9 protein-coding genes and 2 pseudogenes are annotated in these 12,433 nt (G+C 60.1%); 10 read left to right on the forward strand and 1 reads right to left on the reverse strand.

From position 1 onward, the window contains the following. The 7 genes and pseudogenes from FXB38_RS40885 to FXB38_RS40910 all read left to right on the forward strand — a co-directional run. Positions 1-431, forward strand: a pseudogene (locus tag FXB38_RS40885) (ABC transporter substrate-binding protein); the annotation flags it as partial. A 15-nt stretch (positions 432-446) separates the two neighbouring features. Next, on the forward strand, positions 447-584 hold the full coding sequence (locus FXB38_RS43370) for a hypothetical protein (protein WP_187435504.1): 138 nt from the start codon (positions 447-449) through the stop codon (positions 582-584). A 19-nt stretch (positions 585-603) separates the two neighbouring features. Beyond that, positions 604-4,002 carry a carboxyl transferase domain-containing protein gene (locus FXB38_RS40890; RefSeq protein WP_148756541.1) on the forward strand — a complete coding sequence of 1,133 codons (3,399 nt, stop codon included), beginning with the start codon at positions 604-606 and terminating at the stop codon, positions 4,000-4,002. Positions 4,003-4,428: 426 nt separating this feature from the next. Next, the gene (locus FXB38_RS40895; protein ID WP_283812824.1) at positions 4,429-4,773 is read left to right on the forward strand and encodes a hypothetical protein; all 345 of its coding nucleotides are present in this window, start codon (positions 4,429-4,431) and stop codon (positions 4,771-4,773) included. Next, positions 4,773-5,162, forward strand: a pseudogene (locus FXB38_RS45255) (ABC transporter permease subunit); the annotation flags it as partial. The gene FXB38_RS40895 and the pseudogene FXB38_RS45255, both read left to right, overlap by 1 nt. A gap of 16 nt (positions 5,163-5,178) precedes the next feature. Continuing rightward, on the forward strand, positions 5,179-5,766 hold the full coding sequence (locus FXB38_RS44385; protein ID WP_148756544.1) for a hypothetical protein: 588 nt from the start codon (positions 5,179-5,181) through the stop codon (positions 5,764-5,766). 40 nt (positions 5,767-5,806) lie between these two features. Beyond that, entirely contained in the window at positions 5,807-8,197 is a 2,391-nt protein-coding gene (locus FXB38_RS40910) for a CaiB/BaiF CoA-transferase family protein (protein WP_148756545.1), read from the forward strand. Between the two features lie 206 nt (positions 8,198-8,403). Here the strand turns inward: FXB38_RS40910 and FXB38_RS40915 are convergent, their stop codons facing one another. Next, positions 8,404-9,174 (reverse strand): SDR family oxidoreductase, encoded by a 771-nt coding sequence (locus FXB38_RS40915; RefSeq protein WP_148756546.1) that lies wholly within the window; start codon positions 9,172-9,174, stop codon positions 8,404-8,406. Between the two features lie 647 nt (positions 9,175-9,821). Between FXB38_RS40915 and FXB38_RS40920 the strand changes: the two genes are divergently transcribed. The 3 genes from FXB38_RS40920 to FXB38_RS40930 all read left to right on the forward strand — a co-directional run. Further along, positions 9,822-10,571: an electron transfer flavoprotein subunit beta/FixA family protein gene (locus FXB38_RS40920; RefSeq protein ID WP_148756547.1), complete on the forward strand. Its 750-nt coding sequence runs from the start codon at positions 9,822-9,824 to the stop codon at positions 10,569-10,571. Beyond that, positions 10,571-11,521, forward strand: coding sequence for an electron transfer flavoprotein subunit alpha/FixB family protein (locus FXB38_RS40925; protein ID WP_148756548.1), 951 nt, complete (start codon positions 10,571-10,573; stop codon positions 11,519-11,521). Before FXB38_RS40920 ends, FXB38_RS40925 begins: the two co-directional genes overlap by 1 nt. 548 nt (positions 11,522-12,069) lie before the next feature. Continuing rightward, a partial coding sequence (locus FXB38_RS40930) for an aminopeptidase P family N-terminal domain-containing protein (protein ID WP_246230603.1) occupies positions 12,070-12,433 on the forward strand: 364 nt, incomplete at its 3' end.

Below are 12,433 nucleotides of genomic sequence, written 5' to 3' on the forward strand. Positions count from 1 at the left end.
TCGGCATTCGCTGCAAGGTGCGGGGGCTGGAGTATTCGGCCTTTGTCAATCTCGCCCGCCGCGGCCACGCCCCGCCCGAGATGGACGGCCTCTTGCCGTTTATGTGGGGCCATGGCCTCCCGGGTGATCCGGCTGAGCCATGGACCGGTACGCTACACAGCTTCCTTCCGGGCAAGGGCTTCGGCGCGTTTTCCCATACCAGCGATCCAAAAGCGGACGCGATGATCGAGGAATTGAAGAATACCATGATCCCGGAGAAGCGGCTGGAGCTGATCAAGCAGATCGCCCGCTACAAGCACGACAACGCCCTCGGCGGCGTGACCACCTATCGCCCAATCGTCACGTTCGCCTGGCGGGACAACATCGCGTTCCGCGGGTGGCCGTGGCCCGGACAGTGGCGTGCTTTCCAGGAAGTCAGTTTCAAGAAGTAGCTAACGGCCTGCGACGTGCGCGTCACCGAATGCTGTGCGGCGTTCGGTGCGCCTCTCGTTTCGCGTGCCGGCGATCTCGGCCTTTCCGTCGAGAAATTTATTGCGCGCAGCGAACAGAGCCTGATCGGCAACGATGCCGTGCTGAATACATGATAGAAATCGAGTACTCCATATGAAGAGCCTTCTGATCGCCAATCGCGGCGAGATTGCCATCCGGATTGCCCGCGCGGCTGCCGACCTGAAAATCCGTTCCGTCGGGATCTTTTCCGAAGATGATGCTACGTCACTGCACACAAGGCGATGCGACGATGTGCGCGCGCTGAAAGGTATGGGACCGAAAGCCTATCTCGATGCCGCGCAAATCATTGCTGTTGCGAAAGAGGCGGGCTGCGATGCCATTCATCCCGGGTATGGTTTCTTGAGCGAGAATGCCGATTTCGCCGCCGCCTGCGGTCATGCAGGTATTACGTTCGTCGGGCCATCGCCCCAGACGCTGAACGTATTCGGCGACAAAGGGTCCGCTCGCGCGATGGCGACGAAATGCGGCGTGCCGGTGATGCGCGGGACGTCGCAGGCGACGACATTGGCCGAGGCGGGTCGGATGTTCGATTCGCTCGGCGGCCTGATGATCAAGGCGGTCGCTGGTGGTGGCGGCCGCGGTATGCGGCCAGTGCATAGCCGCGAAGAGCTCGAGCAAGCCTATGAACTCTGCCGTGCGGAGGCGCTGCAGGCGTTCGGCAATGCCGACGTGTATGTGGAGGAGCTGTTTCCGAGGGCCCGGCACGTGGAGGTGCAGATCGTCGGCGATGGCACTGGCGCGGTCAGTCACATCTGGGAGCGCGAATGCAGCGTGCAGCGGCAGCGGCAAAAGCTGATTGAGATCGCGCCGGCGCCGGCGCTCGATGGCGATGTTCGGCAGCGGCTACTACAGGCGGCTGTCAATCTGGCTTCCGCCGTGAAGTATCGCAACGTCGGTACCTTCGAATTCCTGGTGGATGCGTCCGACGGTTCAGGCGCTGCCAAAATTGCTTTCATCGAAGCTAATGCGCGATTGCAGGTCGAGCACACGGTTTCTGAAGAGATCACGGGCGTCGATCTGGTGCGTGCGCAACTCGAGATCGCGCGTGGTGCGCGGCTTGGCGATATCGGGCTCGATCAGGCGTCAATATCTTCACCGTGCGGCATTGCCATCCAAATGCGCGTCAACATGGAGACAATGTCGGACGACGGACAAGCGCGTCCGTGTGGTGGAACGCTAAGTGTGTTTGAGCCGCCGAGCGGTCCCGGGATCCGCGTGGACGCTTATGGCTACGCCGGATATCGCACCAACCCGCGGTTCGACTCGCTGCTCGCCAAGGTGATCGTGCATGCGCGGTCCGACGATTTCGCCGAGGTTGGCGAGCGAGCCTATCGCGCGCTGTCGGAGTTCCGCATCGCGGGCGCGCCGACCAACGCCGGTTTTCTGAAATCGGTCCTAAAGCACCCCGACTTCCGCGCCGGCCGCATCCATACGCGATTCGTGGAGGAGCGGATTGCCGATTTGCTGGCAATGGACGATGACGCCCACCCAAGCCTTTACTTTCAACCGGAATCTGGAACGCAAATACGTCACCCGGCCGGCGCTCGCATCGATGCGCGCGATCCGCTCGCGGTGCTCACCTATGGTCAGGAGAGGCGCGATGAGGCAACCGGAAATAGCGGCAGACAGGCGATCAACGACCACACTGGTTTAGCTGGGCCTGATGGCACCGTGCCGCTACTGGCGCTGATGCAAGGAACGATCGTCTCGATCAGCGTCAACGAGGGCGACTTGGTCCGCAAAGGCCAGCAGATCCTCGTCATGGAGGCGATGAAGATGCAGCACCTGATCACGGCTGTGGTTGGTGGACGCCTCAAATTGCTCACCATCGCAATTGGTGACACGATTTTTGAAGGCCATCCCTTGGCGTTTATAGAGCCGAGCGACGTTGCGGGGCACGCGCCTGAGAATGACCAAGAGATCGATCTCGACGAAATCCGGCCGGATCTCGCAGAGGTGCTGGAGCGGCATGAGAAGACCAAAGATATCAATCGCCCGGCGGCAGTTGCAAAGCGTAGGCGCACCGACCAGCGTACGGCTCGCGAGAACATTGAAGCTCTCGTAGATCCCGGCTCCTTTCATGAATACGGCGCGCTGGTCGTTGCCGCTCGGCGGAGCACGACGCCTATGGAGCAATTGATCGAAACGACCCAGGCGGACGGCCTGATCATGGGCCTCGCAACCATCAACGGTGATCATTTCACAGACAAGGACAGCCGTGCGGCTGTCGTCGCTTACGACTACACGGTAATTGCCGGCACACAGGGCACGAAAGGTCACGAGAAGATGGACCGGATGTTCAGTCTTGCCGAGAACTGGCGCATTCCGCTGGTTCTGTTTGCCGAAGGCGGTGGCGGCCGCCCGGGTGACTCCGATCACCGCTCCGTTGCAGGACTGGAGCTCGTTACGTTCAATCGCTTTGCGCGCTTGAGCGGTCTCGTGCCGCTGGTCGGGATCACATCGGGGCGGTGTTTTGCTGGGAATGCTGTCTTGCTCGGTTGTTGCGACGTGATCATCGCGACGGCAAACTCGACGATCGGTATGGCTGGACCTGCGATGATTGAAGGAGGCGGGCTTGGAGTGTTCAAGCCGGAAGAAGTCGGACCCATGAGCGTGCAAGTCCCCAACGGTGTGGTCGACATTGCGGTTGAAGACGAGACCCAGGCGGTCGCTGTGGCTAAGCAGTACCTCTCGTACTTTCAGGGAGCGACATCCGGCTGGAGTTGCTCCGACCAGCGCCTGCTTCGGCACGTCGTGCCGAGGGATCGTCTACGCGCCTATGACATGCGCAAGGTTATCGAGACAATGGCCGACACTGGTTCGATGCTGGAGATCCGCCGTGGATTCGGTCCAGGCATGATCACAGCGCTAATACGCATAGAAGGCAAACCGATCGGAGTCGTCGCGAATAATCCGGTGCACCTGGCTGGGGCTATTGACAGTCCTGCAGCAGATAAAGCTGCGCGCTTCATGCAATTGTGCGATGCTCATGACATTCCGCTGCTATTCCTGTGTGACACGCCGGGCAATATGGTCGGCCCTGAACATGAGAAGACAGGGCTAGTTCGACATTGCTGCCGAGCGTACCTCGTCGGCGCCAATGTCAGTGTGCCCACCTTCACCGTAATCATTCGCAAGGGATATGGTCTTGGCGCGATGGGCATGGCTGGCGGCAGCTTCCATGCTACAGTGTTCACAATCTCGTGGCCAACCGGTGAATTTGGAGGCATGGGGCTGGAGGGCCAAGTGAAGCTCGATCGGCGCAATGAACTCTCCGCGATAGAGGATCCGGCGGAGCGCTTATCCACCTTTAAGCGCATGGTTGCCGATCGCTACGAACACGGAAAGGCGGTTAACGAAGCATCGTTCTTCGAGATCGATGACGTGATTGATCCGGCTAAAACGAGAGAGTGGATTCTCGCGGGGTTGCGCTCGGTCCCGCCGCCGCCGACTCGCATCGGCAAGAAGCGGCCGTTCGTCGACGGCTGGTAAAGAATCTGATCATTCTGAAGGCCACGGCAGAGATTTCACGTCGCACCGCAGCGGCACGTCATCTTCTTGCCGCTGCTGATCCCGCGAGTGTGCAAACGGCTTCGCGTTCAGCCCGTGCCGCGGCGCTTCTTGCGCCACCGGCGCACCGGGCTGCCCGCGTTCGGCCAGCACCGGTGCTCCTCCAAGAGATGAGATCGGAATCCCCGGCCGGCTACAGATCGCAGCCGTAGCCGACGATTGACCGGATGCCCCGCCGGCTCCGCGTCGGAATCCGCAATCAGAGGTCATCATTTTGCAGGCTTTCTGCAGTCTCTGCACGGTTCTTCGCGATCTTTACGTGTCGACCGTCTTTATAGTTTCACTGAGCGCGGTCGCGTGGCGGCAATGACTGCAAGATCCGTGAGCATTCAACGGGAGTGATACATCTTGGGCGGCGCTCATGCCGGGACGAACCCAATACTTGGCTTCCTGCTCCGGCGGGTATTCCACATGACTACGTTGCCGTGCATCGTCACCGGTCTGATCTTCGGCATGCTGTGGACCGTTCCCGGCGATCCGGCGCGTGCTTTCGTCGGCGTCGGCGAGGTGCTGGATAGGCAGCAGCTCGACGTCATTCGCAAGGAACACAATGTCGATCACCCGGTCGTTGTTAAATACGCGCTCTGCCCGGCAAGCGCGTACACGGTGACTTCTGCCGCTCGGTACAGAACAGTCCTCGTGTGGCGGGCGAACTGGCGGAAAGGGCCCAACTCACTCGCGGTTTCGGCGTGATGGGCGTGCTGCGTGCCGTTATACTCTCACTGCCGGCGGGTATCTGTTCGGTAATCTATCGAAGACGATTTGCCGATTATGGCGCCACGGTACTCTCCGTGGCCGCCGTTGCGATCCTTGTCTGGTGCGGAGTCATCACGATCTTGCTGCTCGGCATGGAGTCGCGCTGGCTTCCGGTGCAAGTCTATGTGCCGTTCAGCGACTGTCTGCCCGGATGGCTAGCGCACATCATCCTGCCAGCAATGGCACTCGCTGTCACTAGTTGCGCGCTCCTCATGCGCCAGACGCGTTCTGCCATGCTCGAGGTTGTCGCGGAGGACCACGTCGGGACAGCGCGCGCCAAGAGCATGCCGAATGCCGTCGTGATCTGGGTTCATTGGCTGCGCAACGCGCTGTTGCCCCCTTATGACATCGCTGGGTCTGCAGATCGCGCAAGTCTTTGCTGGGGCGGTCGTCATTCAAACGCATCTCGGCACCCTCAGTTTGAGCAGCTTTATCGTACTGGCGATCTTTCAGCACGATTTTGCGGTCGTGCAGGTCGCAGTGCTGTTTTTGGCGCTGAGCGTGCTGATTGCGATATCGTATGCGCATCGCTGGTTCCGGGGATCAGATATGGCGTCTGATGCGATTGCCGATCAGGTGCGGTCGCCGCTGTTTACAGCGGTCAAGACAAGCCCTCAACTCGTAATGCTTTGGAAGCTGGCTCCCATTGCCACTGCCGTCTTTGGCGTTGTGGTGCTCGCTGTCATGCTAATTTGCGCGATCTTTGCCGAACATGTTGCGCCGTTCGATCCCGATGGCATGCACTTCGGCAACCTCCTCAAAGGGATGACAGCCTCGTACAGGCTCGGATCAGGCCATCTCGGACGCGATAGATGCTCGCGGCTGATCTACGGCAGTCAAGTTGCCTTGTCGGTGAGCCTCGGCGCGATCGGATCTTTCGGCTCGCATTGGTCTTCAACTTCATCGGCGGCGCGCTTCGCGACATTCTAGATCCTCGTGGGGAGCGTCGTTCATTAGGGACTTGGAAAAAATGCAATCAAAAAATCAGCGCGCCTTGGCGGGTTTGACGGTGATCGAGATCGGCAACGGAGCCGCGAGCGCATACTGCGGCCGGCTGCTAGCCGATGCCGGAGCATCGGTGACAGCCGTCACGATGGTTGGCGACCCGCCGACGATCGTACGTGAACAGACGGACGCGGAGCAGGCGTTTTCCGCCTACCTGTCTGCCGACAAGTTCGTTTCCGACGCGCCATTGGAATTGGAGGCCATTCAACGTCTGTGCCGGGTGGCCGATCTCGCATTAATCGGTGAAGACTCCAATTTCAGCGCGTTCGACGTTAACCCCAAGAAAGCAACCGTCGACCTAACGTGGTTCGGCCGTCAGGGCCCCTACGAGGCGTGGAAGGGAAGCGATCTTGTCATTCAGGCCCTGACCGCGATGCCACATCTTGCAGGGCCGGTGGAGGGGCCGCCTCTGCATGCAGGCGACCGTCACGCGACGATGATCGGCGGGGTCACAGCCTATATCGCGGCGCTCGCCGCAATGCTGGCCAAGCCGACCCGAGTCACGCGCCGTTTGGAGCTCAGCATTCTTGAGGCGAACCTCGTGGTCAGCGAAATGCATATCTATTATGTTGAACAAGACGGTGCGCCGATAAAGCGGCAGGGCGTCAACCGCTTCTCGCCTCATGGACCGCTTGGCATTTACCCTTGCAAGGACGGCTGGGTTGGCATCACTGCGACGACGCCGGATCAATGGAAATCGCTCTGCATCGTCCTGGGGATGGAAAAGGAAGGGACCGACGAAAAGCTCGCGACACGACAGTTGCGGTTTGAGCGGCTCGACGAAGTCGAAAAGGCAATGATTAATGCCCTAAGCGTGGGCACAGCAGAGCAGTGGGCGGAACGTGGCCGCAGCCACCGGGTCCCGATCGTGGTGGTGCCCGACGCTGCCGGAATTTTGAGCCATCCAATCTTTGCGGCGCGGGAGTCGTTTGCAAACCTATTCACGCGGAGCGGTCTGTTCAAGGTTCCTCGCACCCCGTTCGGTCTCATCAAGACTCCAACGCGCAAGACGCTCAACGCAATGGACGGCGAGCTAATCGCTCAACCAGGGCCGTCTGCTCATGCATCACAGGGTGGACCACTTCAGGATGACTTGCCGTTATCCGGCCTCACGGTTGCGGATTTTACAATGGGCTGGGCCGGACCGTTGGCGAGCCGGTTGCTTGCCGACTTGGGCGCGGAAGTTCTGAAAATTGAGGCGGGGCGCTATCCCGATTGGTGGCGAGGCGTGAACTGGACGCCGGAATATGTCGCCGCAAAGCAATATGAGAATACCAAGCACTACTGCGCACTTAATCGCGGTAAGTGCGGTATCAGCCTCGACCTCACGAGCCCTGCGGGCAAGAAGCTCGCGCTCGCACTTGTTGCTAAGGCCGACATTGTTATCGAGAACCAGGCTGCCGGCGTAATGGAGAAGCTGGGCCTCGGGTATGCCGATCTCGTCGCGGTGAACGCGAGCATCGTCATGACCTCAATGTCCGCGTTCGGAACTGGTAACGCCTGGTCAGGCACGCGTGCATACGGCTCGACGCTGGAACAAGGGTCCGGGCTGCCCCATTTCATGGGCAGTCCCGGTACGCCACCGACGATGGCGCATATGGCCTACGGCGATCCGGTCGGCGGCCTCTACGGCTGTGCCTCACTTCTTACAGCTCTTTTTCACAAGCGTCGTACCGGCGAGGGAGAATACGTCAATATCAGCATGGTGGAATCGATGCTGCAGTTCACCACGCCGGCACTGCTGCAATATCAGGCCGATCCCGCCGCTCCGCTGCGCCGGGGGACCCGACATTCGCTCTTTGCGCCGCACGGCATCTACCCGTGCGCAGGCGAGGACCGGTGGCTCGCCATCGCTGTCGAAAGCACAGAGATGTTCGCAAGCCTGGCGCGCGTCATCGGACACACCGAATGGATTGGGGATGCAGGATTCGATTTGGCTGAATGTCGAAGGCGACGCCACGACGAGATCGATGCTGCCATCTCAGCCTGGACGAAAAAGCAGGAGCCACATCAAGCGGCCGCGATACTCCAACAGGCTGGTGTTGCGGCGGCGCCCGCCTTGCACACCGAGGAGATTGTTAAAAACCCACACCTCATCGCGGCCGGCTTCTTTATCGATCTTATTCGCGAGATCTCAGGACCGCAGCGCCAAGCAGGCGTTGCTATCATGCAAAACGGCAAACGTCTCGGAGCGCACACCCCGGCGCCGCTACTTGGCGAGCACAGCTGGCCGGTCCTTGAACGGCATATCGGGCTTGAGCGCGCGGCCTACGAGGCGCTGGTGAATGAGAGTGTTATCACCTTCGCTCCAGCATCACTTCGGAGCATGGCGCAGAAACCAGACGATCAGCGCTGACCTAAGATCGCGAAGAGCTGAGGCCTCCCACACGTCGGCCTACCCCTAAGGCGTGGGCGAGATCGAGCGGGATCCGCGGGTTTGACGCCGCCACCGCACATCTTAAGCGTCTTGGGTAGCCGTATGAGACATGCTGTCGCTTGACCTTCCATCAAGCCCACTGGACGCCGCCATCTAGTGAACGTAGATCATCTGGCGGTGTTCGCCTATGCGCTCGCACTTGCACCGAGATCCACGGGAATGCATGTTCCATTGATTCCGGAAGCGCAAGGGCTCGCGAGAAAACCAATGACCGCTGCGACCTCACGAACATCGACAAAGCGATTCCCTGGCTGCGCCGCGCGGAAAAGAGCAACGACCTCGTCGATGCTCACGCCTCGGTTTGCAGCCTGAGCCTCTAGCTGACCTCGCATGAGCGCGGTATCCATCCAGCCCGGCGCGACGGCGTTGATAGTCAGACCATGGACCGCACCCTCCAAAGCGGCAACGCGGACCAGACCGAGAGCTCCGTGCTTTGCGGCAGTGCACGCAACCTTCTGGCGTGCACCACCGTAGCTCGCCACTGACGCGGTGACGACAACGCGACCACCGGGAGTTTTCGTCAAAGCCGACCATGCAGCCTTTAGTGCGAAGAAGGGGCCGACCAGCATCACAGCTCGAAGACGATCCCATTCGGCATCTGGAAACTGATCAAGTGGTGACACGAACTGACATCGAGCATTCAACACGAGAATGTCAAGACGCCCAGCGGTCGAGAGTACATGCGCGACCATTTCCCGATTTCCGCTGGCAGTGGAGAGATCCGCGTTGAAGACGCCCTCGCCAGCGATGTCCGCGCCGTGCACGACGGCCCCGCGTTCGTGCAGTTCGGCCACGATGGCCTTCCCAAGCCCTCCTGCTGCTCCAGTTACTAGCGCGACTCGCCCCTCAAGAGACCATCCATGCGCATCGGACCGCTGAACGTCATCCTCGGCCATTCATTTGTCTCCTAGTTGTCAAACTGGCTGCATGGCGTCTGTGGTCTCGTAGCAATGTATACGTCAGTTTGTCTTGAATTCGCCAAAATGGGGATAGCTTTGCAGAAGTTATGCATCAAATGCCCAGAACTCTCTGGGATCAGGCCCGTCGCGCCCTTTAGTTCGCGAAACACGCTGAGTTTAGTTGGGAACCGTCCCGGCTCGAGTCGCTTGAGGCTGTTCGGGACGAGTAAAGACATCCGTGTACCTGCAGGCACATCGAAGCTGCGCCTTCTTCTGCTCGCTCGCAGCTTTACACCTTGCAAAGCTGTGGATTAGCGGAATTTGCGTTGGATATGCCGAGCATACTGCGCGTGCTGTATCGCGCTAACCGACACGCCATCGACTCTGCCAGTTCCGATCCGGCGTCGCGTTGCGAGAGATCCAGATTGGGTTGCGGAACTACGCGCGACGCGAAAGCGATGGGTAGACGTGGATGTTGACGCTTTCTTTCGATGGGCATACGTGCTCGTCGGCGAGCAGATCGGTAAAGCGAGGCAGCTAAAGCGGCCGAAGCTTTCCGACCGGAATCCCAGCGGGATCATGGGAGCCATAAGGGGCACGACCGCCTCGAGTGATGAGATTGACAATTGAGTGAAAGAGGATCGATGAAGGTCTTGGTGCCGGTAAAGCGGGTGGTCGATTACAACGTCAAGGTCCGCGTCAAGAGCGATGGATCGGGCGTTGAACTCGCCAACGTCAAAATGTCCATGAACCCGTTCGATGAGATCGCGGTCGAGGAAGCGTTGCGCCTGAAGGAAGCCGGCAAGGCCACGGAGGTCGTGGTGGTCTCCATTGGACCGGCGCAGGCGTCGGAGACGATCCGCACTGGTCTTGCCATGGGCGCCGATCGCGGCATCCTGGTGAAGGCCGACGGCATCGTCGAGCCGCTCGCTGTCGCCAAGATCCTGAAGAAGGTCGCTGAAGAAGAGCAGCCGGGTCTCATCATTCTCGGCAAGCAGGCGATCGATGACGACAGCAATCAGACCGGCCAGATGCTGGCCGCGCTGCTCGGCTGGTCGCAGGCGACTTTCGCCTCGAAGCTCGAAGTTGAAGGAAGCGACTTCAAGGTCACCCGCGAAGTCGACGGCGGTCTGCAGACCGTGAAGCTGAAGGGACCGGCGATCGTCACCACCGATCTGCGTCTCAACGAGCCGCGCTATGCCTCGCTGCCCAACATCATGAAGGCCAAGAAGAAGCCGATCGCGGACAAGACCGTCGCCGATTACGGCGTCGATGTCACCGCGCGCCTCGAAGTTCTGAAGACGACGGAGCCCGCGGGCCGCAAGGCCGGCGTCAAGGTGAAGGACGTCGCCGAGCTGGTGTCGAAGCTCAAGAACGAAGCTGGGGTGCTCTGATGACGACGCTGTTGATTGCTGAACACGAGCACGAGGTCCTCAAGGACTCCACCAACAAGGCGCTGACCGCAGCCTCCCAGCTTGGTGGCGACGTTCATGTGCTGGTCGCCGGCGGCGGGCAGGGCACCAAGGCTGCGGCCGAGGCGGCTTCGAAGCTCGCCGGTGTTGCCAAGGTGCTGGTCGCCGAAGGCGAAGCCTACGCGCACGATCTCGCTGAGCCGCTGGCCGCGCTGATCGTCTCGCTGGCCCCTGGCTACGATGCGATCGTCGCGCCCGCGACCTCACGCTTCAAGAACGTGATGCCGCGCGTCGCCGCGCTGCTCGACGTCATGCAGGTCTCGGAGATCACCAAGGTGGTAGCGCCCGACACCTATGAGCGTCCGATCTATGCCGGCAACGCCATTCAGACGGTGAAGTCGAAGGATGCCAAGAAGGTCATCACGGTCCGTACCTCGACCTTCGCGGCGGCAGCTGCCGGCGGCAGCGCATCGGTCGAGAGCGTCGCGGCGGCGGCCGATCCGGGCCTGTCGTCCTTCGTCGGTGAGGAAGTCGCCAAGAGCGACCGTCCCGAGCTGACCTCGGCCAAGATCATCGTCTCCGGTGGCCGCGCCATGCAGAGCCGCGAGAACTTCGCAAAGTACATCGAGCCGCTCGCCGACAAGCTCGGCGCCGGTGTCGGTGCCTCGCGCGCGGCGGTCGACGCCGGCTATGCGCCGAACGACTGGCAGGTCGGCCAGACCGGCAAGGTCGTGGCCCCCGAGCTCTATGTCGCGGTGGGCATTTCCGGCGCGATCCAGCATCTGGCCGGCATGAAGGATTCCAAGGTGATCGTCGCGATCAACAAGGACGAGGACGCGCCGATCTTCCAGGTCGCCGACTATGGCCTGGTTGCCGACCTCTACCAGGCGGTTCCGGAGCTGACGGCCGAACTCGGCAAGCTCGGAAACTAGAGACAGACTATATCTGGCCGGATTCGTAGGTTCTCAATTGCGGGCGACCCGCGCGCAATTGATCTTCCGTGCGAAACGAAAGAAAGCCATACACGGTGGTGAGTCTCGCATGCCATTCGGATCCTGGATCAGAGATCGCCGTTTGTCTCGGTGTCCACACTAGAGAAGCCAGAAAGATGCCAGGACTTGATTGATCGGCCCTATAGCGCGGATCGCAATATTCGTGCCTGTCTGCTTATTGGGTCCCCCCTTCGTCAAATCACCGCTTGCGGCATACGCGTCCATTTCCAGAAACATTCCGATAAGCATTGGAATAGGCCGACCAAGCTCAAGGCGGATGACGGCCTGATTGCCGGACTCCGGCACACTCGATTGCAGGCCGACAAACTGCATAATATGACGGACCCGCGCAACAATACTTCGCAGTTTGGGGTCATATCGAGTAAATTCGGTAGCCGAGGTGTTGTACCGATGTATCATCGCGCAGCGAGCGTTCCGCTCTGTTCCGCAACAGTACAATTTTACGCGACACGATGGAGCCTACAACGATGGCAATCGCAAAAGCGCCGCAGGCCTTTCCAAGAACAGAATATCTGCGCAGATTGGCAGCAGTGAAATCGGAAATGGCCCGGCGTGAAATCGATGCGCTTGTCATCACGAGTTGGGGCAATATCACTTATCTTACCGGCAACGTGACGCGTATGCTGGCCGTGCATGCGCTTGTTGTCTCTATCCAAGATGAAGAGCCGACTCTTATCGTGCGCAGAATGTGCGCGCCGGGAGCAGCTCACCAGAGCTTCATGGCCAGAGAAAAAATTATCGGTTACTCGGAAAATCTAGTCGGTAAGGCTAACACCGATGGCTACGATGCCGTAATTGACTTCCTCAATGACATCGGTGTGGCGCAGCGCG

It is taken from the genome of Bradyrhizobium cytisi (genome assembly GCF_008123515.1).
Lineage (GTDB): Bacteria > Pseudomonadota > Alphaproteobacteria > Rhizobiales > Xanthobacteraceae > Bradyrhizobium > Bradyrhizobium cytisi.

Bases quoted from the DNA above. Each gene is read 5' to 3' on its own strand.
- FXB38_RS40910 (WP_148756545.1), top strand. From the start codon at position 5,807: ATGCAATCAAAAAATCAGCGCGCCTTGGCGGGTTTGACGGTGATCGAG.
- FXB38_RS40890 (WP_148756541.1), top strand. From the start codon at position 604: ATGAAGAGCCTTCTGATCGCCAATCGCGGCGAGATTGCCATCCGGATT.
- FXB38_RS40915 (WP_148756546.1), bottom strand. From the start codon at position 9,174: ATGGCCGAGGATGACGTTCAGCGGTCCGATGCGCATGGATGGTCTCTT.
- FXB38_RS40920 (WP_148756547.1), top strand. From the start codon at position 9,822: ATGAAGGTCTTGGTGCCGGTAAAGCGGGTGGTCGATTACAACGTCAAG.
- FXB38_RS40925 (WP_148756548.1), top strand. From the start codon at position 10,571: ATGACGACGCTGTTGATTGCTGAACACGAGCACGAGGTCCTCAAGGAC.
- FXB38_RS44385 (WP_148756544.1), top strand. From the start codon at position 5,179: ATGACATCGCTGGGTCTGCAGATCGCGCAAGTCTTTGCTGGGGCGGTC.